The sequence below is a fragment of the Acinetobacter sp. LMB-5 genome (assembly GCF_001541635.1).
GTDB lineage: Bacteria > Pseudomonadota > Gammaproteobacteria > Pseudomonadales > Moraxellaceae > Acinetobacter > Acinetobacter pittii.
Genome location: NZ_LRDR01000007.1, coordinates 122,646 through 144,764, shown reverse-complemented (window position 1 = coordinate 144,764; position 22,119 = coordinate 122,646). Strand labels below are relative to the sequence as shown.

Annotated in this window: 14 protein-coding genes and 2 pseudogenes; all 16 read left to right on the top strand. The window is 35.9% G+C overall.

The window, feature by feature from the left end; genetic code table 11:
• Nucleotides 1–73: 73 nt before the first annotated feature.
• The 16 genes and pseudogenes from AW165_RS11330 (at nt 74) to AW165_RS11265 (ending at nt 22,118) form a co-directional block, all read left to right on the top strand.
• Nucleotides 74–3,277, top strand: a complete 3,204-nt coding sequence (locus AW165_RS11330) for a DUF2345 domain-containing protein (RefSeq protein ID WP_228138755.1) — start codon at nt 74–76, stop codon at nt 3,275–3,277.
• A gap of 19 nt (nt 3,278–3,296) precedes the next feature.
• Nucleotides 3,297–8,216 carry an RHS repeat-associated core domain-containing protein gene (locus AW165_RS11325; protein WP_081410635.1) on the top strand — a complete coding sequence of 1,640 codons (4,920 nt, stop codon included), beginning with the start codon at nt 3,297–3,299 and terminating at the stop codon, nt 8,214–8,216.
• Nucleotides 8,217–8,240: 24 nt separating this feature from the next.
• The gene (locus tag AW165_RS11320) at nt 8,241–8,678 is read left to right on the top strand and encodes an SMI1/KNR4 family protein (RefSeq protein ID WP_060465882.1); all 438 of its coding nucleotides are present in this window, start codon (nt 8,241–8,243) and stop codon (nt 8,676–8,678) included.
• A gap of 365 nt (nt 8,679–9,043) precedes the next feature.
• Nucleotides 9,044–9,325 carry a hypothetical protein gene (locus tag AW165_RS20145; protein WP_228138754.1) on the top strand — a complete coding sequence of 94 codons (282 nt, stop codon included), beginning with the start codon at nt 9,044–9,046 and terminating at the stop codon, nt 9,323–9,325.
• Nucleotides 9,300–9,614, top strand: a complete 315-nt coding sequence (locus tag AW165_RS20140) for a hypothetical protein (RefSeq protein ID WP_228138753.1) — start codon at nt 9,300–9,302, stop codon at nt 9,612–9,614. Before AW165_RS20145 ends, AW165_RS20140 begins: the two co-directional genes overlap by 26 nt.
• Before the next feature lie 186 nt (nt 9,615–9,800).
• On the top strand, nt 9,801–10,130 hold the full coding sequence (locus tag AW165_RS11310; RefSeq protein WP_033850388.1) for a hypothetical protein: 330 nt from the start codon (nt 9,801–9,803) through the stop codon (nt 10,128–10,130).
• A 195-nt stretch (nt 10,131–10,325) separates the two neighbouring features.
• Nucleotides 10,326–10,760, top strand: a pseudogene (locus AW165_RS20135) (RHS repeat domain-containing protein); the annotation flags it as partial.
• A gap of 352 nt (nt 10,761–11,112) precedes the next feature.
• The gene (locus AW165_RS11300; RefSeq protein WP_022574786.1) at nt 11,113–11,598 is read left to right on the top strand and encodes a DUF4265 domain-containing protein; all 486 of its coding nucleotides are present in this window, start codon (nt 11,113–11,115) and stop codon (nt 11,596–11,598) included.
• Between the two features lie 238 nt (nt 11,599–11,836).
• Nucleotides 11,837–12,139: an immunity 22 family protein gene (locus tag AW165_RS11295; RefSeq protein ID WP_228138752.1), complete on the top strand. Its 303-nt coding sequence runs from the start codon at nt 11,837–11,839 to the stop codon at nt 12,137–12,139.
• A 240-nt stretch (nt 12,140–12,379) separates the two neighbouring features.
• Nucleotides 12,380–14,500 (top strand): annotated as a pseudogene (locus tag AW165_RS11290) (RHS repeat-associated core domain-containing protein); the annotation flags it as partial.
• A 42-nt stretch (nt 14,501–14,542) separates the two neighbouring features.
• A complete protein-coding gene (locus tag AW165_RS19640; RefSeq protein WP_155859640.1) occupies nt 14,543–14,830 on the top strand; it encodes an HNH/endonuclease VII fold putative polymorphic toxin in 288 nt (95 codons plus the stop codon).
• Nucleotides 14,827–15,168, top strand: coding sequence for a hypothetical protein (locus AW165_RS11285; protein ID WP_060465880.1), 342 nt, complete (start codon nt 14,827–14,829; stop codon nt 15,166–15,168). Before AW165_RS19640 ends, AW165_RS11285 begins: the two co-directional genes overlap by 4 nt.
• 101 nt (nt 15,169–15,269) lie before the next feature.
• Nucleotides 15,270–15,566, top strand: a complete 297-nt coding sequence (locus tag AW165_RS11280) for a hypothetical protein (protein ID WP_060465879.1) — start codon at nt 15,270–15,272, stop codon at nt 15,564–15,566.
• A 169-nt stretch (nt 15,567–15,735) separates the two neighbouring features.
• Nucleotides 15,736–16,146 carry a hypothetical protein gene (locus AW165_RS11275; RefSeq protein WP_214288313.1) on the top strand — a complete coding sequence of 137 codons (411 nt, stop codon included), beginning with the start codon at nt 15,736–15,738 and terminating at the stop codon, nt 16,144–16,146.
• A gap of 215 nt (nt 16,147–16,361) precedes the next feature.
• Nucleotides 16,362–19,148, top strand: coding sequence for a DUF2345 domain-containing protein (locus tag AW165_RS11270; protein ID WP_060465878.1), 2,787 nt, complete (start codon nt 16,362–16,364; stop codon nt 19,146–19,148).
• Nucleotides 19,149–19,151: 3 nt separating this feature from the next.
• Entirely contained in the window at nt 19,152–22,118 is a 2,967-nt protein-coding gene (locus AW165_RS11265) for an ATPase (RefSeq protein ID WP_228138751.1), read from the top strand.
• The last annotated feature ends 1 nt before the right edge of the window (nt 22,119 follow it).

The window sequence follows — 22,119 nt, the reverse complement described above, 5'->3', positions numbered from 1 at the left end:
CTATTTTATATAAATAGACAATTCTGTCTGTTTTTTATAAAATATCGATGATTATGACTCAGTTTTTATAATAATGATGTCCCATAAAATATTTCAAATTTTAGATAGTTTAGGGTTGGTCGCACAGAACCGCGTTCTTCATGTGCAATTTTCCAACGCATCATTAAACAATCAAGTCTTCTTGCAACGCATCGAGGGCGAACATACGCTCAACCAAGGTAGCGTTGCTGAGTTACTGTGTCTATCGACCAACGCACATATTGCATTAAAACAATTTATTGGCTGTCAGGTTGCCGTCGATCAGGTCACAGATACAGGCCAGTTTTTTAGAACAACAGGTATTATTACCGAAGCGAGCCAAGGGCAAAGTGACGGCTCACTCACCATTTATAACTTAACCTTAAAAGACCCAACTGCACTCTGGCATAAACGCCGTAATAGCCGCGTGTTTATGAACAAAAGCGTGCGAGATATTAGCGAAATTCTATTTAAAGAATGGCAGGGTAAAAGCCCGTTATTTGCCGCAAGCTTAACACTCGACACATCTGGGTTAACCAAAGACTACGATGTGCGTCCATTTGTGATGCAGTCTAACGAAAGCGATTATGACTTTTTAACCCGTTTGTGGCGTAGTGAAGGTATTAATTGGTTAGTCGATGAATCACAGCTTTTAGTAGTGGATCCGAATGCGTCCATTCAGCCACAAGTACTGCGTTTAATTGATGATAACCAAAACTATCAGGCGCTTGAGCGCCGTAGCCTACGTTACCAACGCAGCAGTGCCACAGAACAGTTTGATACCATTACTCAAGTCAAGGCAGAGCGCCGCTTACAGCCAACTTCAGTTCATGTGCAACGCTGGCAAGCCGATGCCCTGCAACAAGAAGAAGGTAGCGGTAGCGTACAAGGTACCCAAAAGCACAGCGAACACTATGACAATGCCAGCCTAAACCTTGAAGATGCATGGTATGTTAGTCCCGCGTGGATGCAGGACTTAAACGGTGAAGACCAAGCCACAGCTTCAGGCAATAGTCAGATTGAACAGCTTAACCAGCACATCAATGCTTATCATCACCTAAGTTCGAAACAGTTTACCGTTTCAGGTAACGTCCGTGATGCACAGGTCGGTTACTGGTTTGAGCTGAATGACCATCCTGAACTCGATCAGCATGACAGTGCCGATAAAGAATTCTTAATCTTAAGCAAGCATTACTATAACCAGAATAATTTACCTAAAGAATTACAACAGCAACTTGAGCACTTATTACCAAAAGACAAGCTCAAGGCAGCCCAACTCGACAGCCAAAACCCTGAGCAGCGCCACTATGCTGAACTCAATATCGTTCGACGCAACATAAAAGCTGTACCTGAGTATAACCCGCTAGAACACCGACCAGCCGCTCACCCGCAGCGCGCTAGAGTGGTGGGGCTGGAAGGTGAAAGCATTCATGTCGACCAGTGGGGTCGTATTAAAGTCCGCTTCCTGTTTACCAGAACTGACGACCATAGCCATGATGGTGGAGCAGGAAGTAACGACAATGACACTGACTCCGCTTGGGTCGATGTGCTGACTCCGTGGGCAGGCGCAGGTTATGGCGCACGCTTCTTACCACGTGTTGGTGAAATCGTTGTGATCGATTTCTTTGACGGTAACATTGACCGCCCATTTGTAGTCGGACGTATTCATGAAGCTGAACGGCATCCAACGCAGTTCGACCAGAAAGGTCAACTACCTGACACTAAAAAGCTCAGCGGTATCCGCTCCGAAGAGGTCGACGGTAAGGGCTTTAACCAACTCCGTTTTGATGACACTACAGGCCAAATCAGTGCCCAGCTACAAAGTAGCCATGCCACAAGCCAATTAAACCTCGGTAACTTAAGCCATCCAAAAGACAAGGCTGAAAGTGAAGGCCGAGGTGAAGGTTTTGAGCTACGAACAGACCAGTGGGGGGCGGTAAGAGCTGGCAGTGGCTTACTCATTAGTACTCACAAGCAGGACCAAGCTCAAGGCGTACACCTTGATGCAAATGAGGCCAAGCAACAAATCGACGGTGGCCTTAACAATGCCAAGGCACTCAGTGAAGTTGCCAAAAATCAGCAAACTGATCCATTGGAAATGCTGGAGAACCTAAAAACGTTCATAGAGCAAATTGAAGAAAAAGATCAAGACAAAGCTGCTGCTTTTAAGCAAGCCTTGATGATATTAACTGCACCCAACAGTATTGCTCTAGTCAGTAACGAGGACATTCACCTCAGCGCAGATGGTCAGTTAAGTCAAACTGCTGGTGATAGCATTAACCTGTCTACTCAAAAAAACCTGATTGCACATGCCCAAAATAAAATTAGCCTTTTTGCAGCTCAAGAAGGTGCAAGACTTTATGCAGGCAAAGGTAAAGTCGAGATACAAGCACAAGGTGACGGAGCAGATTTAATTGCCCGTAAAGCTGTTCAGGTGATTTCAACAGAAGACAAAATTGAAATTAGTGCTTCTAAAGAAATCGTTATCACGGCGGGTGGATCTCAAATCAAGATTAATGGCTCGGGAATTTTTCCAGTTACGGGTGGTAAGTTTGAGGTAAAGGCTGGGCAGCATTTGTTTATGGGCGGTGCATCTGCAAATCTTAAATCTAGTTTGCCACCTCCACCAAAACGTGGGCAGGGTGTACTTGAGTTGTTTCATGAATATGCACATGGTGAGTTTGTTAAACAAGGCGGTTATACAGTGACTGATTCGTTAGGGAAACAGTTCAAAGGACAACTGGATGATAAAGGTTTTGTTCGTGTTTCAGGTTTAGCTACAGGTTCAGCCAAAATTGTATTTGAAGAAGATAAGCGTAATCCTTGGGATGAAGCGAGTGATTTTAAACGCCCTCCTATGTGGCCAAATGATAATGATATGAGTGCCCAAACTTTAATGGGTAAAGCAGAGAGTGTCTTGAAAGGTGCAGTGACAGAAGCTAAAAAAGCTTTAGGTCAAACATTCACAAATCCAAGTTTGATTATGAGAACAATCGATACTGCAAAGCAATTAAAAGAAAATGGTGCAAGTGCATTGTTGCCAATGGTGCAACAAGGTGTTGAATCACATTTAACGAGTCAATTGACCAATTTTTCTTCTAAGGTTTTAAGCCAAAGTTCGACAGGGCAAGGATGGATGCATGGAAAAACTAACCCCGTTGCTCCAGTTACCAGCGGATTAAATGTAAATCCATTAAGGGCTCAAGACTCGAAAAATACCGAGACCACTCCTAATCCTATGAATTTTAAGTTTAAATAAGAATTGAGAATTTATAAAAATGCCAACAGCACCAAAAACTATTTCTCAAGCGAAAGCAAAGCCAAGTGTGAGAACAAATACCGGACAAGTTGCGGTAGTACCTTTAAATAAATTGTATGCTGCTGATGTTAAAGCAGGTATGAATAAAATTGATTCATGGTTAAAAACGAATACCAAAGGTTATGTCGATTTAAATACGATTAAAAGTACTCTTGGCACACTGCCAGTCATTGGAAATGCAATTGCTTTAGTCGACGCAATTTATGATGTTATAGACATTAGTAAAAAGCCTAGCCCAGCTTTTACAGATTGGTTGAATTTGGGACTGGATGTTATTGGTATTATTCCAGCACCGCCAACCATGGCAACAATGCGAATGAGCCTAAGACCTACGTTGAATTTGGTTAGACAAAAGGCAAAAGGTACAATTTCTGATACGATTCTGGTCATTCTGAGCGATCATTTAAATGAAAGAATTGCTGGGGAATTAGACCAATTTGCGAAAAATGCCCAACCTCTTGTCAACCAGATGTTGCAAAATTGTGGAACAAAAATTACAGCTATCAGTAATGATTTTGCTAACGGAATTCAAAAAGTACTTAATGGAAAAGTATATAGCTCTGCTGGTAATTTAAAAAATGCCCAAAAACAATTAAACAAAGTTAACTTAAATAATTTACAACGCAACCCTAAAGCAACGATATCAAATGCTGTTGATGGGGTTGTAAATATTTGGAAAGCAGGCGTAAAAGAACAAATAAATACCGTTGCCAAAGGTGTATCTGCTGTTGTGCCTGCTAGTGCAACACAACCTATCCAGAATGCAATCACTTCCATTCGTGTTTTTGGTAGAAAAGCACCTACATATTTAATGACTTTGGCAGATCCAGCGAAAGCAATGAGTATCGCATGGCTACTCAATGTTTTGCTTAAAGCTGTACAGAGGTTCAAACTAAAGGGTACAAAGACTGCAAATATTAAACCCACACAAGTCACTGAAAAAAGAAGACAAAAACCAAACGGAGAGCTTGAAAAGACTAATGTTCAAGCAAAGTCAAAGAATAACCCCAATGAAACCGAATGTGCATTAAATTTAAGGGGTGGTAAAAGCAAACCCAAATCTACCTCTGGTACAAAAAGAAATATTACCTATGCTTTAGGTACAGAGTGTTTAACTCATCAAGATGCTTATGTATCATCAATTTTAAGCTTTGTATTAACTCGGAAATATGCATCTAATCTTTATCAACTAGAGCATGGTGAGTTTGGCGCAAGATGGATAACACCATTTACAACCCGGATTGTTCCTCAGAGTGAATATATTGAAGAGACAGAGGAACGCGCTGGATATTTAAAACACTTAAATGGTTTTGAATTTATTGGAGCAGATGGTCGTCCAGTTAAGTTACCAAACCTGAAAGTAGGTGAGAGTTTCCATAATAAAACTGAAGATTTTTACTATAGTGTAATTTCTGAAAAAGTTCAGATGATCTCTTATCAAAAAGAAGAGAAACATTTGTTTGAAAAATATCAGGATGGTTATCGACTTTCAGCCATAGAATACAAGAATGGACTTACTTTAGCGGTACGTTATGACCACCACTTCGAAGGTCGAAGTTTTATTTCAGATATTGTTATTAAAGAAAAACAAAAACAGTTGATTCATGTTGCATTTCAGGTAAATGCTTCTGGAAGAATTGAAGATGTATGGCTAGTTGAAAATGGTCAGCTTGCTCGACCACTTGCGAGTTATAACTACAATGAAAAAGGCGATTTGGTTGAAGCGATTACCGAAAATGGGGCGAGCTATCATTACCAATATGACCATCATCTTTTAACTCGTTATACCGATCTTACAGGTCGGGGTATGAACCTTGAGTATGATGGTATCGAACCAACGTCTAAGGCTTATCATGAATGGGCGGATGATGGCAGTTCAGATACAACTTTACAGTGGGACGAAAATATTCGTCTAACGTATGTGACAGATGCTTATGGAGCCGAGACTTGGTATTACTACGATATTGAAGGTTATACCTATCGTATTATTTATCCTGATGGGCTGGAAGAGTGGTTCTTCCGTGACGACTTTGGCCGTGTAACCAAGCATGTAGACACTGATGCAGCGGTGACTATTTATGATTATGATGAGCACGGCAATATTGTATCTATGACTCAACCAGACGGTTCCCTTCTACATTATGCTTATGATGAAAACCGTCAGCTTATAGGTATGGTGGATGCTGAAGAGGGGCGCTGGTTTAAAGAATATGATGTGGCTGGAAACATTACCAAAGAAACCGACCCACTGAAGCGTGAAACACAATATAGCTATAACGGTTTAGGTTTACTTACTTCAATTAAAGATCCTAAAGGTGGCACTAAAACCTTAAGTTATGACGACCAAGGCAATTTAATTAGTTATATCGATTGTTCTGGTAAAGAAACTAAATGGACGTATGACAAAAAAGGTCGAGTTGTTGCAATAGAAAATGCTTTAAAGCAAAAAGTTGAATATTTTTATAGTGATCTAACAATTGAGCAACGTGAACCAGTTATTAAAGGTTTACCTCTAAATGCTTTTGGGCAACTTGAAAAGATTAAACATGCTGATGGAACAGAAGAACACTTCATTCATGATGCTGAAGGGCGTTTACTGGCACATATAGATCCGAAACAGAATATCACTAGATATGAATATGATGCGGCAGGTTTAATTGCATCACGAACAGATGCGCTCAATCATAGACTTAAATATGAGTGGGATAAGCTTAATCGTCTCAAGCGCCTAATTAATGAAAATGGTGCCAGTTATCAGTTCTTCTATGATGTCGCAAGCCGACTCGTTAAAGAAATTGATTTTGATGGTAAAGAAACCATTTATAACTATGATGAAACAGACGGAAACCTTGTTAGTAGTGTTGAAGTCGCTTCTATGCATGGTCAAGATTTAAGAGATCGAATTGCGCCGAAAGATCGTATTCAAAAGTTTCTTTTCGATAGCATGGGGCGCTTAGAACAGCGTACAGCAGGCTATGGCTATGTTGAGCATGATTTAGAGCAACAATTAGTTGAAGAATTTGCTTACGATAGTAATGGCAATCTTATTCAGGCCAAAAATGCTGAAAGTAACCTACAGTGGTATTACGATGCTGTAGGCAATGTAATTCGTGAACATCATCAAGACTATAAAACCAAGAAAACTGGAGTCTGGAAACACAGTTATGATGAAATTAATGATCGAATAAAGACTGTGCGTCCAGATGGACAAAAGATTGACTGGTTAACTTATGGTTCAGGTCATGTTCATAGCTTGATCGTGAATGGTCAAGATGTTGTAAGTTTCGAGCGTGATGATTTACACCGTGAAATCGCCCGTCACTATGCCAACGGAATTACCCAAGAACAACATTACGATACGATGGGACGTTTAACCCAGCAAAATATTGTTAATGGTCATGAGTTCGGTTATCCGTCAAATGAACAAGTTAGCCAGAATCAGAACAATGCAATTCAAGAAACCCAGCAGTTGATTCAACGTTTATATCAGTACGATAAAACAGGTCAATTAACAGGAATTAATGATACGCGTAGGGGTAATATCAATTATAAATATGACCCCGTAGGGCGTTTGCTTGAGGCTAGTAGTAAGCTCGGTAAGGAAACGTTTAGTTTTGACCCTGCGAGTAACATTCTAGATTCATACCATAGTCAGAAAGTTCAAAGCCATTCACAAAAGCTAGACGAAACGAGTTATGGTTATAATCGTTTGGTTAATAATGTAGTTAAAGAATATTTAGACCAACAATACCAATATGATGTTTATGGACAACTTGTTTGCCAGAAATCAACCAAGGGTAATTTATATCTTGAGTGGGATGCGTGTGGACGACTAATTAAAAGTCGTAATGCTGAATATACGGCAGAGTACCGCTATGATGCATTGGGACGCCGTATCCAAAAGCGAAGTAAACATCATCATACTGGTGGTGAGCATAACATCATTTATGGATGGGATGGCAATACACTTGCTTATGAGTCGAATGACCAAATTACTAAGCATTATATATATGAGAAAGATTCATTTGTACCACTAATACAGGCGGTTTATGCAGAAGAAATAGAGCTTCATCAAACACCTGACTGGGCAGATAAGCCTTATAGTTTACAACGTGACCCATTATGGAAAGTAACCAAAACTGCAAAAGGCTTTAAAGATTTTTGGTTCTATCATTGTGATCATTTGGGTACACCACAAGAAATGACCGATCATACTGGTGCGGTCATTTGGAAAGCTGAATATAAGGCTTGGGGTGAGTGTAAAGCTGAAAAAGCTAAATCTAACTTCTTTGAAGACTCTGAGATCATCAGTAATAATATCCGTTTTCAAGGGCAATATTTCGACCAAGAAACAGGGCTTCATTACAACCGTTATCGTTATTATTCACCATATGTAGGGCGTTTTATTTCCAAAGACCCGATTGGATTATTGGGTGGAGATAATGTATATGCTTATGCACCAAATCCAGTGAGCTGGGTTGATCCTTTGGGGCTAAATCGTAACCCAATTTCATTCACTGATAGTCGTGGAACAAAATTACAAGTTACAGGATATACAGATTTAAGCCATTTAAGTGATAAACAATTGAAACAATTGTATCATGCAAATAATAATTCTGGTTTTGGTTTATCGGGTAAAGACAAACAAGGAAATACGATTGTATTACATCATTATAAGCAAAATGCAAAAGGTCCAATAGTTGCTATGCCTCAAAAGCATCATGACAAACCTCATACAAACCCTGGACAGCATCCTTGTGGTAAGAAAAAAGGTGGAGGATTAACGAGTCAGGAAAGAGATGATTTTAATAATTGGAGAAAAGAGTATTGGAAAGATTCAGCGCAAAGAGAGTTACAGAAGCGTAATTCATCAATATAGTTTAAGATTTTTTGAGAAATGAAAATGAAAATTGATTTGTTAAATAGATTGTCGGAGTTCTACAAAGATAACCCTGAAATGAAAGGAGTTCCATTAACTTTGAACGATATTAATCAGGTGGAAACTACTTTGCAGATAAAACTTCCTGATGACTATAAGTTATTTGTTAGTACATATGGTGGATCATATGCAGGTTTAGCTATATATGGTTTAAAAAATGCTGAGATGATGGGAGACGAAACTGTTATTGATTTGACCAATAGAGCAAGAAAGCTTTTAGATGAGTTGAAAGTTAATAATTATATTTTAAAATCAATAGTGATTTCGGATGATGGAGCTGGAAATCCTATTTTTATAAATGAGAAGGGGGAGGTATATATTTATTATGTGGATAATGATGAGTACGAGAAGTTAGGAGATTCTTTAGGAGAGGTAATAGAAGAAAAATTTCAAGAGTGGTAATTATTTAAATATACGAAAATAGTATGTATATTTAAATTTAAAAGACTAGAATTAACTTTATAAAGAATGAATGGTTATGTGTAATATATAATTAATTTAACTTCATATTTTAGTTGTTTGAAAGTCATCTATACTATAGGTGTAAATGGCTTTAATTTTTTAACTTTAAAATACTTGATAAGTTTAAAAATAAAGTAATAACTTCTTTTAAATAAATTTGGGGTGGTAAAATAAAATATAAATTTTAAAAGTATGTATGTTTTTGAAATGAATTCTATTTTACTATTAATAATTAAGTTGAGATATTTTTTATCTTAATTCTTAGTATTTCTGAGAAATTTAATAAAGGAAAAAGTGGAATTTTAATGAGAAATGATCTTTCAAAATTTAAAGAATTAATTGAGTCGTCAATTTTTTTGGAAAATATTGGTAAAGAAAATATTGATAAAGTTAATTTAAATTATACTTGTATTTCATATGATGAAATAAATGAAATTGCTAATTCAGATAAAACTATAAATTGTGATGCTGAAGTAATGAATAATTTCAGATCTCTAATTTATAATGATTTAGGTCAAAATGGTTTAAAGGAATATAATAAGTTTGTGGTAGAAAATAGAAATGAATTTTTTTTCAATAAAAGATGAAGTTTTTAGTATATTCTCAAGGAAAAGGCTATCTGAAGATGTAGCTTTGAGCTTCATGGAAATATATTTTAACTCAATTTTAGAGGATTATTTTAAAGAAAAATATTCAATTAATTTCTATTTCTTTCATGATTTATTAGAGTTTTTTAAAAAGGGTCATGTAGTTTGTGGTTATCAGTTTTTAACAGCTAAACATGGAAAGTTATATAGCATATTAAGTTATGCTGTTGATAATTTTTCATTAAAAAATTCTTTTGATAAAGATAAAATTTTAGTTTTTGTTTATTAAACAGTGTCTCCCTATATTGTATGGTTTTAGAATTCTGCAGATAGGGTGTTTATATGAAAATATTGATAAATAATTCAGGTATAATGTAGAATTTATACCCATATTGCTATACTTTTCCCAAGTTAAGTAGTAAAGCCTCTGGTTTTCTAAGGCAATCAATAAAAAATTAGGGTTTTAGGTATAAATATGTCCGTAATTGAAGTGCAAAAAAATATATGTAAAAAATTTAATTCTAAGTTTGTGAAACCTTTGGAAAATGAAATGGTTGCTGTAGCTTTAGATTCATTGGGAAAAATACCAATTACAGGAATACGTAATATACTTGAAGAAGGAGAAAATATCTCATGGTTTTTCTATTGTGGAGAATTTTCTGAAGATGATGATTTCTTTAAACCAATGCATATATCTCATTTAGAAAACTATCTTCCCGAAGTTATTCCTTATTTAGCATTAGAAGAAGGTTTTAGATTTGTAATAGATAAACAGGGCTACGAAGATGTGTGGAAAGAAGAATAGATACTAAATTTATATTTTTTAACTTATAAGATATTTAGTATAATAACTCATTTCTATAAAGACTCTTTAGGATGCTACTGTAAATAACTAAGTGATTCAAGAAATGAGTTATTAAAAAGATAACGTCTCTGTACAACAAATGAATATTTTAATTAAAATTCTAAAATAATTTTAAGAAATAAAATTAATATTAAAAATCAAACCTTAGATTGGTCAGATAGACTTTATAAAATACACCGAGACCCATTATGGAAAGTAACCAAAACTGCAAAAGGCTTTAAAGATTTTTGGTTCTATCATTGTGATCATTTAGGCACACCGCAAGAAATGACCGACCATACAGGTGCAATTATTTGGAAAGCTGAATATAAAGCTTGGGGTGAGTGTAAAGCAGAGAAAGCTAAGTCGAATTTCTTCGAAAATAGTGAAATTATTTCAAATAATATCCGTTTTCAAGGACAGTATTTTGATGAAGAGACAGGATTACATTACAATCGCTATCGTTATTATTCACCGTATGTAGGGCGTTTTATTTCCAAAGACCCGATTGGATTATTGGGTGGAGATAACGTATATGCATATACACCGAATCCAGTAAGTTGGGTTGATCCTTTGGGATTAGTAAAGAAAAAACCATCTAAATATGCTTTAAAAGATGGTCATAATGCTACTGCTCAAGAGATAGCAGATAGTAAAATTGGTGGAGGATCTCGAAGTGGGCAATCTAAAGTTCGACAAAAATTGTTAGATGAAGATAATTCTAATAATAATGGGGTTTATACTTGTTGGCGTTGTGGTCAAACTTCTACTAATCCAGATGATATGCATTTAGGTCACAAAAAAGTTCCAACTTCTAAAGGAGGTAATTTAAGTACAGGAAATACAGCATTAGAGGGTGCAGCGTGTAATTTAAGCGCAGGAAATAGTGGTTATGTTAAAGAAGGCATGTCTTGTAAAGAGAGGGGAAGTTGTGGAGCGCCATATGGAAGATAATTTTAAAACTTTAAGTATTTATGCAGGAAAAACTAGCTCTGGTAAAACTAGATTAGAGGAAGTCCTCGTAGAATGTATAGATGGGAACATCTATAAGCTACTATCTGCGCCAGGATTGGCTCTAAATTTAGCAAAAGGAGATACTTTTGAATTCATTAATAGTGATGAGCCCGTAAAAATTATATGTCGAGGAGGGAATTTTAATATCCATATTTATGAAGCAAATTTAACACTTGAAGATTATGAAGATTTTAAAAGTGAACTTTTAGACTATTTAGGAGGAACTATAGATGGTTTGAGTGGAAACAATATAGCTATTACTGTACCCTCTGCCCAAGGTATTCAAAAAATTAACAGTTTTTTTATTAATTTTAGCCAATTGTCAGGTAATAATTGGTCATTTACTAATATTTATAAAAACTATGAAGATTTTGAAGATGAAACATTATTAGATTGGTGGGATAAGAAGTGCTAATTTTTAGAATTTTTAAGAGCATCTCTATTTAGATAATCGTAAACTTATCAGGTCGATATTTTTGTAAGGGTAATATTTTGATCAATAGGTAAGTTTTTTATTATAAGTTGTATTAGATTTTCTATTTTCATAGTAGTGATATTCATCCTGATTTTTTAAAAATTAATGTTAATTTTAAATATATAGGAAAGTTATACTATTAATACCGTTAATATATAGAATTAACTAGCGAGCTGTAATGTCTTTCAAAACTAAACTTCATTTTTGGCTGGGATTAACTGAGATAAATGAACAAGAGTATTGGTGTTATTTTGATAATTCCGAAGGATTGCCAAAATTTTGTAAAGAAGTAGGTTTGGATTGGCTAGATCAGGACTTTATGGGATATCATTTTGATAAAGAAGTAGATGATTTAAAGTTTATCATTGAAGAAACTCCAGAGCCTGAACATTATGAAAAGATGCTAAAAGACTGTTTGGAAAAAGGCATTAATAAAGCTAATGCTATGTTTTATTATTGGGGGGTGATCCAATTAAAGTAAGTAAAGATAAAAAATATAATACGCTCACCTATATTGGTGAATATGAGTGGGATTAATTTACGTTGATTGAATTTATTGTTGATTATAATAAGTTCTACTTTTATTTGTTACCTACTTGTTAGTAAATTTTTAGCACAAGTCTAGTTACGTTGAATATTTAGTTAATAAAGAAATTCCCTCTTCTTTGAAGGGGAGGGATAAGAGATTGATTGTTAAATCGTAAATAAAAAATTAGATATAGGTAAAGAGACCAAGTGGCAATATGATGAGCGTGGTCGTGTAATAAGTATTGAAAATGCATTAAATCAAAAAGTTGAGTATTTTTATACTGAACTTACCTTAGAAAATCGAGAACCAATTATAAAAGGTTTACCTCTGAATGCTTTTGGTCAACTTGAAAAGATTAAACATGCTGATGGCACAGAAGAACACTTCATTCATGATGCTGAAGGGCGTTTACTGGCACATATAGATCCTAAACAGAACATCACTCGCTATGAATATGATGAGGCGGGTTTAATTCTGTCTCGTACAGATGCTTTAAACCACAAATTAAAATATAAATGGGATCGATTGGGGCGTCTAACCCGACTCATTAATGAAAATGGTGCAAGTTATGAATTTATTTATGATGTTGCGGGTCGATTAGTAAAAGAAATTGATTTTGATGGCAAAGAAACTGTTTATACGTACGATGAATATAATGGTCGTTTAACTAGTAGCATTGAAGTCGCTTCTGCCTATGGTCAAGATTTTAAAGATCGTGCTGCACCTAAAGACCGTATTCAGCAATTTATTTTTGATAGCATGGGACGTTTAGAACAACGTACAGCAGGATATGGTTATCAAGGGCAAGAGCTTGAAGAAAAGCAAATAGAAGAATTTTCTTATGATGGCCTAGGTCATTTAGTTCAAGCTAAAAATGCTGAAACCAACTTACAGTGGTTTTACGATGCAGCAGGCAATTTAATTAAAGAACATTATCAAGACGTTGTGACACAGAAAACTGCTGTATGAAAACATGTCTATGATGAATTAAATAATCGAACTACAACCATCCGACCTGATGGACAGAAAATAGATTGGCTGACTTATGGAAGTGGACATGTCTATGGCGTGGCTTTAAATGGTGAAGATGTTGTTAGCTTTGAACGTGATGATTTACATAGAGAGACATTACGCCACTATGCAAATGGCCTTAGCCAACAACAACGTTATGATGAAGTAGGCCGCTTAACTCAGCAATTAATGTTGAATGGGCATGACAAAGGTTATCAGGCCCAAACTAAAAATAATGCTATCCAGCATACCAATCAATTGATTGAACGCTTATATCACTACGATAAAACAGGTGAGTTAACGCTCATTAAGGATACTCGTCGTGGAACCATTCACTATAAATATGATCCTGTTGGGCGTTTATTAGAGGCAACCAGTAAGCTTGGGAAAGAGACTTTTAATTTTGACCCGGCAAGTAATATTCTAGATCGATATAACAGTACCAAAGAGCAATCCGCACAGCACATTTCTAGTGAAAAAGGTTATAGCTATAACCGCTTAGTCAATAACGTCGTACAAGAATATCTTGACCAACAATATCAATATGATGCTTTTGGACAGCTGATTCGACAAAAGTCATCACAAGGTGATTTAAATCTTGAGTGGGATGTATTGGGACGTCTTGTTCGTAGTCGAAACAATCAATATACGGCAGAATATCGCTATGATGCTTTAGGTCGACGTATTCAAAAAAGAAGTAAGCATCACCATACAGGTCAAGAGCAGAACACTATTTATGGGTGGGATAGTGATACTTTAGCGTATGAATCTAGTGCTGATTTAACAAAACACTATTTCTACGAAAAAGATAGTTTCGTGCCTTTGTTACAAGCGGTGTATCATCACCCGATTGAGCTACATCAAACCCAAGACTGGACAGAAAAAACATATAGCATTTATAAAGACCCTCTTTGGAATACAGTAAAACAAAGTCAAGGTTTTGATGATGTATGGTTCTATCACTGTGACCATTTAGGTACACCGCAAGAAATGAGTAACCTGACAGGCGCCATTGTTTGGATAGCTCAATATAAAGCTTGGGGTGAGTGTAAGGTAGAACAGGCTAAGTCAGATTTCTTTGAAAAGTCAGAAATTATTAGCAATAACATCCGTTTTCAAGGTCAGTATTTTGATGGCGAAACAGGGCTTCATTACAACCGTTATCGTTATTATTCGCCTTATGTTGGACGTTTTATTTCCAAAGATCCGATTGGTTTATTCGGTGGATTAAATGTTTATGCGTATGCACCGAATCCTAATAATTGGGTTGATCAGTTAGGTTTAACTTGTAGTAAATATAGAAGAGCAAGTTTAAGAGATATTAGGAAAAAACTAGGTATTCCAATGAGCCAGCAACCTATTAGGCAAAAAATGGTTCCTTTAACAGACAAAAATGGTAAAAGAATTCTTAATCAGAATAATATGCCAATAATGACTCGAGAGTTGACATATAATGTTAAAGGAAAAGAAATTGTAATTCAGGATCATTCAGCTGGACATGATTTTGGTGAAGCAGGTGGAAAAGGTAATCAACCGTCCCATCATAATGTTAGACCCGCTGAAAATACACGTACGGGTACGGTTGACGGAATGGATGATCATTTTTATTTTGATTGCAGGAATAGTAAATGATAGAAAGAATTAATTTGTTAAATCCAATGGCTTTAAGAAGTCATAATTTAGATTGTCAAAATATAGAAATTACTAAAGTTATAATTTCTAATAATGATCCGACTCTTGAAGTTAGATTTGTATTTAAGAGGGAAGATTTTTCATTATATATAGATATTAGTTTTATTGGAGTGGATGAGTTGTTAATTAAAAATATAAGTTTTTCAAATATTATTGAAAGTTATTTTATAGAAAAAAATATATTTTCAATAAAAACTAAATTGGATGGGCTTATTGAGTTTAAGTATGAATGGGGAAATATTGAGTCCATGAAAAATATTAAGGAAGGTGAGTTTTAGGTTAATGATTGATATTGTATTACTTGGTGATTTTTTGAATTTAATTTAAAAAAGCAGAGAATTTTTTGAACTCAGTAATAGATGCACAAAAGTGTAATTGTATGAAATTTAATTCTAAGTTTGTTCAACCTTCAAAGAATGAAATGGTTGCTGTAGCTTTGGATTCATTAGGAAAAATACCAATTACAGGTATACGTAATGTACTAGAGGAAGGGGAAAATATTTCATGGTTTTTTTATTGTGGAGAATTTTCTGAAGATGATGATTTCTTTAAACCAATACATATATCTCATTTAGAAAACTATCTTCCCGAAGTTATTCCTTATTTGGCGTTAGAAGAAGGGTTTAGATTTGTAATAGATAAACAGGGTTACGAAGATGTATGGAAGGAAGAATAGAGACTAAATTTATATTTTTTAACTCATAAAAATCTTTATTAGTTTTTTATGAAAATTCTATAAGATGAAATTGTAAGTAATCAAGTAATTTCAATATTTTATTTATATGCACAATTGAAAGTTCAGATATGGTAAATAGCTTTTATAGTAAATATGAAAGGACTTGAGGATGTCGATCAGTCTATTAGAGATAATTAAAAACAGCGATAATTCAAAGTTATTGGATTTGAGTTGTGATCAACATGAAATTATGTTGACTATAGCCCATGATTATTTTGATAAAATTATCCGTATCACTTTTCCTTTTCAAAACTTTTTTAGTAGTTTCTCGAGTAAAAGTGATGGTATATGTTTTTTATCTATTGAAAATATAAAAGATACACTAAATGTAAAAAATGGGGTTTATATTCCTTCTACAGATTTTGGTGATTTTATGTATGAAGTGAGAGAAGGTAATAGCAGTGGATATGGTTTGAGAGAAAGTAAATTTAAAACTTTTTTTAAAGTTATAGGAAGTTTTAAAGTAGTCATTCCTATTGAAAATTTTGAAAAAATCAAAATTGAATTTTTAAATAATTAGTAGAGGTGTTAATAGATTTATTGGAATACTAAAAAATTAATAATCGTTAAAAGTGAGTTAATAGAGTAAGTTGTTAATTCACTTTGTATCTTTATTACGTTTATTAGCTTCATCGTCTCTTGTATTCATATGGTTAAGTTTTTCTTTACAAAATAGACAGATGTTTCTGTATTTTATAAAATAATGCCAATCCTGACAAAGTTTTCATAAAAAAGATGTTATCTCATATACATAGAATTCTAGAAGATTTGGGTATCAGCTCGCAAAAACGCGTGCTTCATGTTCAGTTTTCTAATCCATCGTTGAATACTCAAGTCTTTTTACAAAGTATCGAAGGGCAGCATCAGTTAAATGAAGGACTGACTGCCGATTTATTTTGTCTTTCTACCAATGCCCATATTTCATTAAAACACTTTATTGGTTGTCAGGTTGCACTCGATCAAGTAACTGATCAAGGGCAATTATTTAGAACTACAGGAATTATTGCAGAAGCCAGTCAGGGGCAGAGTGATGGTTCATTAACATTGTATAAACTGAGATTACAAGATCCGACCGCACTATGGCATAAACGCCGAAATAGCCGTGTTTTTATGAATAAAAGTATACGGGACATTACTGAAATTCTATTTACAGAATGGCAGAACAAAAGCCCGTTGTTTACTTCTGGTTTAACATTGGATTTAAAAGGTCTAACCGAAGAATACGATGTTCGACCTTTTATCATGCAAAGTAATGAAACGGATTATGAATTTTTAACCCGACTTTGGCGTAGTGAAGGCATTAACTGGTTAATTGATGAAGCTCAGTTGTTTGCCACTCATAGCTCAGTTGAGATTCAACCGCAAAAGTTACGTTTAATTGATAATAATGAATCATATTTAGCATTAGACCGAAGAAATATCCGTTATCACCGTAGTAGCGCTGTTGAACAACAAGACAGTATGATAAGCCTTGTGCCAACTCGAAGCTTGCAATCTACCGCCGTGCATGTACAACGCTGGCAGGCTGATGCTTTAAGTCAAGAAGAAGGCATGGGCAGTGTTCAGTCAAAGCATAGTCATAGTGCTAATCAGGATAATGCAAGTTTAAGTCTAGAACATGCATGGCATGTCAGCCCTGCTTGGATGCAAGATTTAAAAGGTGAAGATCAAGCTACCGCATCGGGTCACCAGCAGCTAGAAAAACTCAACAATAATCTATCTGATTATTATGCGTCTCAATCAAAATATTTCCGTGCACAAACTACGGTACGTGATGCGCAAGTTGGCTATTGGTTTGAATTGAATGAACATCCAGAAATAGATACGCATAGTGGATCAGACAAAGAATTTCTGATTATTGGTAAAAGCTTCTATTTACAAAATAATTTGCCTAAAGATTTACAACAGCAAATCAATCAACTTTTTAGTCAAAGCCAATGGCAAAACAATCAATCAGGGCCAAATGACCAGACTGAGCGTCAGGGTAATGAGCTCATCTTATCGCGTAGAAATATAAAAACTGTTCCTGAGTATAACCCGTTTGAACATCGACCAGCCGCTTACCCGCAGCGCGCTAGAGTGGTTGGATTAGAGGGTGAAAGTATTCATGTTGACCAGTGGGGACGCATAAAAGTCCGCTTCCTGTTTACCCGAACAGATGACCACAGCCATGATGGTGGAGCAGGAAGTAATGACAATGACACTGACTCAGCTTGGGTTGATGTGCTGACTCCATGGGCAGGTGCAGGTTATGGTGCACGCTTCTTACCTCGCGTGGGTGAGATTGTTGTTATCGACTTCTTTGACGGCAACATTGACCGTCCATTTGTGGTGGGGCGTATTCACGAAGCTGAACGCCATCCAACCCAGTTCGACCAGAAAGGTCAGCTCCCCGACACTAAAAAACTTAGCGGCATCCGCTCAGAAGAAGTCGACGGTAAAGGCTTTAACCAGCTACGTTTTGATGACACTACAGGCCAGATCAGTGCCCAGCTCCAAAGTAGCCACGCGGCAAGCCAACTAAACTTGGGTAACTTAAGCCATCCAAAAGATAAGGCGGAGAGTGAAGGTCGTGGTGAAGGGTTTGAACTTAGAACAGATCAGTGGGGCGCGGTTCGAGCTGGTAGTGGCTTACTCGTTAGTACTCACAAGCAGGACCAAGCTCAAGGTGTACACCTTGATGCAAATGAGGCTAAACAGCAAATCGAAGGCGGTCTCAATAATGCTAAGTCACTTAGTGAAGTAGCTAAAAATCAGCAAACTGACCCGTTAGATATGCTTGAGAATATTCAGACTTTTTTAGAAGTTCTTAAACAAGAAGATCCTAAAAAAGCTGCTGAGTTTCAATCAGCAGTGATGCTGCTGGCATCTCCAAAAAGTATTGCTGTAAGTAGTAATGAAGATATACACCTCAGTGCAAATGGTCAGCTCACTCAAAGTGCTGGAGATAGCATTAATATTAGTACGCAAAAGAATATAGTGAGTCATGCGAGCCAAAAGATTAGTCTATTTGCCGCTCAGGAGGGGGCTCGACTTTTTGCTGGCAAGGGCAAAGTAGAAATTCAGGCTCAAGGTGATGGCTTAGATGTGATTGCTCGAAAAGGTGTACAGATTACTTCAACTGAAGATACGGTCTTTATTACTAGCCCAACTGAAATTAATCTGACAGCAAACGGATCTCAAGTTAAGCTGAATGGTTCGGGTATTTTCCCAGTCACGGGTGGTAAGCTTGAGGTGAAAGCCGGACAGCATTTGTTTATGGGAGGGGTTAAGGTGGCAACGCAAAGTCCTGAGTTGGCGATGTTACCTGACTACCATTTAACTTATATAGCGAAAGATTTGGATGGAAATCCTTTGAAAAATAAAAAGTATTTGATGATTTTACAAAATGGAGAAATGGTTAGTGGTGTAACGGATGGTCAGGGTAAAACTCAGAAAATCACAACCAAAGGACCTCAGAAAATCCAGATTAGCTTAGAAGATCATGTTCATGATGGTTTTGTAACTTTTGAAGAAGAATAAGTGATGAATAAGATTAAATTAAAACTATTTATTAACGTGTTGCCTGATAATGATGCGATTGCTTGTCATGGCATGCTTTATTCTGTAACGGAAAAGGGTAGAAGACCTGGTGAGGCAAATAAACTAGCTATAGCAATAGCGAGTACAAAAATTCCTAAGCCTCTTGTGCAGCCATTGGATATGAAATCCATATATAAGAAGAACACTCCGATTACTGGCCAAGCAATAGCGCAAAATATGGCAAAGTATAAAGATACACAAGAAAGTATAACCCTCGTTCATAACAGAGAAGACAGAACTGATATGAAGGGTTTTACCAAAGAAATGTATTTGCCAGTTGGAGAATATGATCTTTGGATTAAGCGAAATGATTCTGAATGGGAAAAGGCCATCAATATAAATGGTGCGTCAGGCATTCAGATAAAACAAGAAAATCAAGGAGTAACCACGATAGAGTATCAGATTAAGCAATATTACCGCTATAAAATAGAAGGTTTTAGAGGCTCTAAATTATCTGATAATATTTCATTTGAAACTTTCACTTTTGACAAAGAGGGTAGAGAAAAGAAAATTAGTTTACCGAATGTCAAAGTGAAAATCGTAGATAAAAATGGTTTTACACCACCTCTGTATTCACCAAAAGGTGAAGTTATATTTGTAAAGTTTAAGTTTATAAATATGGATGTCCAGCCAGATAAAAAAGATATACAACATTTCACCACAATTAGTAAAAATAATTATGTCACCGTTCAATTAAAATCTGTTGCTAAAACCACTAAGCAAAAAGAGAATACGACAGTAACATTACAGGGAAATGGAAAACCTCCTGTTATTTTAAATATGCATAGAGAGGAAATGATTGTTCTTTCGGCAGAGGACTATGCTGAGTTTGAAAAAGAAAGTTCGAAACTAGATAAATTATTTGGTAATTCTTTTGATGCTAAAAATAAATTAGCAGAGGCAATAAAATCTGGTAGCGTTTCTAGTGTTAAAAAAGCAGAAGATGAAATAAAAGAAGCAGAGAAGAAAATTGAAGAGGAGCTAAATAAAAACTTCAAAAAAGCGGCTGACTTGACAGAGGTTATTACTTTTGAGGCACGCCAAAAGAAAAATCCAAGTGGTAACACGCAAGAGTTTGATTTCAGACGTCGATATTTACGTACTGATAGATATATGCAATTACAACAAAAGAAAAAGAATAAAGAAAGTTTTAAGGTTACAGTCTTAGGATCTGAATTAAAGAAGCTTAAAGATATAAAGCAAGACTTTAAGAAAATTAATGAACAGGCTATTCACAATGAGTTTAAAAAAGTCAGTCTAGATTTAGCTAAATATTCCAAGCAAACTGGAACAAAGGTTTGGGACTTCTCTGCTTTTAGTGCAGGTTTTGTTGAACAAATTAAACTTTCAGATAGTTTAACGGTAGATATTCAATCTCAATGGTTAAGATGTGTTGGTGGCGCTGGTTTCTCATCAAGTGCGAGTTGGAAACCTGAAAGTGGAGAAGTGAATGCTAAGGCAAATGTGAATGCCCAAGGTAAGCTGGTTTTGTTTGAGGGGAAAGCAAAAACTACCTATGTTATTCCATGTGATAAAGGTTGGATGCTGAACTTTGAAGATATTGACTTAGGGGCATTCCGGTTTATTGTTGGCATGGAGCTCTATGGTTTTGCTGGTGCAAAAGTGGCCGCAGGAATTGGTTTAGAGATCAGCTACAGTAAAGATGGTCAACAACAATTAGCTGCCAATGGTAGGCGAAACCGAAATCCTTCACTCGCCAATAATATGAGAGAAAACCGTCCAAGATTTGTTCCAATGGATCGAGATGAAAGTATTATTCCTGGTAGTGGTGCAAGTTCTGAGGGGCAAATTGAGGCATTTGCTGGGGCTGAAGCAGGTATAAAACCATCGGGTGAATTTCAATGGCTTTCACCGGAAGCTAAAGATTTCAAGGCTTTGGCGAGTTTGGCATTGGATTTTGCTGCTAGTGCTGGATTGGGAGCGGGAGTTAATTTTAAACTATTTTATTGGGCACAAGAAAATCAATTCCGTTTTAGGGCCAAAGCAGCCTTATGTGTTGGTTTGGGGGCAAAAGGTGCATTAGATTTCGTTATTGATTTTAGTCAGGTGCTTGAAGTGTTGAAATGGGTGCACTACCAGCTTATACGCGCTCAATTCACAATATTAGGTTTTATTGCGGAAGATGCTTTTAGAAATTTAAGTCAATTGGCTGTAATTGCTCTGGGTAATGATTCTATAACTGCTAAAACTCTCAATGACATTGCTGAGGAGTTTGATAATTTTAATAGTAAGTATTCCGATGCGAAAAATTCAGTTGATTTAGCCAATAAAATTAAAAGACAACCGGAGTGGCTAAAACAAGCAACCCCTGAAGCCAAGGGAATGCTAATCTACCAAATGACTAGACACAATAAAGTTACTCATTTAGCCGACTACCCGACCTCTTTAACGTCTCCATATTTACCTAGCCATAAGCAAGCTGTTATTGCAATTTTTGAAACTATTGCAACAGAAAATGAATGGTTAAATGTTCTCCAAAGAATGTCTTTTGATGGTTCAAAATCAACTAATAGTATTAAAAAATTAGAAAAACAACTCTTGATTTTTTTACATGATGGCGTTTGGTCTCAGGTCTCAGATATTGTAAAAGAATATGCTTTTAATTCAGATACAGTTGGACGTGGAAGTGAATATGTAGAGCAATATGAAAAATTACGCTCAAAAGTTGTAAAAACAATTCCTTTACATGAAAAAGCACCAATGAATAATCCAAGAGAATTAAAAAAATTACGAGAAAAGATGGCGAGTGAACCAAGTATTGTTAATGCGGATGCTTTAGTTGCTTTAAATACGGAAGCTGTACCATCGCTTGAAGTCGATGGTACTGATGCAGAATTGTTTATTGCAGCAAATTATCAACAAAACTCTGATGGTTCATATATGGCTTAAA

Coding starts and splice junctions, on each gene's coding strand:
- AW165_RS11285 (WP_060465880.1), top strand. CDS start 14,827: ATGATAGAAAGAATTAATTTGTTAAATCCAATGGCTTTAAGAAGTCAT.
- AW165_RS11310 (WP_033850388.1), top strand. CDS start 9,801: ATGTCCGTAATTGAAGTGCAAAAAAATATATGTAAAAAATTTAATTCT.
- AW165_RS11270 (WP_060465878.1), top strand. CDS start 16,362: ATGTTATCTCATATACATAGAATTCTAGAAGATTTGGGTATCAGCTCG.
- AW165_RS11265 (WP_228138751.1), top strand. CDS start 19,152: ATGAATAAGATTAAATTAAAACTATTTATTAACGTGTTGCCTGATAAT.
- AW165_RS11320 (WP_060465882.1), top strand. CDS start 8,241: ATGAAAATTGATTTGTTAAATAGATTGTCGGAGTTCTACAAAGATAAC.
- AW165_RS11275 (WP_214288313.1), top strand. CDS start 15,736: ATGTCGATCAGTCTATTAGAGATAATTAAAAACAGCGATAATTCAAAG.
- AW165_RS11295 (WP_228138752.1), top strand. CDS start 11,837: ATGTCTTTCAAAACTAAACTTCATTTTTGGCTGGGATTAACTGAGATA.
- AW165_RS20140 (WP_228138753.1), top strand. CDS start 9,300: ATGAATTTTTTTTCAATAAAAGATGAAGTTTTTAGTATATTCTCAAGG.
- AW165_RS19640 (WP_155859640.1), top strand. CDS start 14,543: ATGAGCCAGCAACCTATTAGGCAAAAAATGGTTCCTTTAACAGACAAA.
- AW165_RS11325 (WP_081410635.1), top strand. CDS start 3,297: ATGCCAACAGCACCAAAAACTATTTCTCAAGCGAAAGCAAAGCCAAGT.
- AW165_RS11300 (WP_022574786.1), top strand. CDS start 11,113: ATGGAAGATAATTTTAAAACTTTAAGTATTTATGCAGGAAAAACTAGC.
- AW165_RS11330 (WP_228138755.1), top strand. CDS start 74: ATGATGTCCCATAAAATATTTCAAATTTTAGATAGTTTAGGGTTGGTC.
- AW165_RS11280 (WP_060465879.1), top strand. CDS start 15,270: ATGAAATTTAATTCTAAGTTTGTTCAACCTTCAAAGAATGAAATGGTT.
- AW165_RS20145 (WP_228138754.1), top strand. CDS start 9,044: ATGAGAAATGATCTTTCAAAATTTAAAGAATTAATTGAGTCGTCAATT.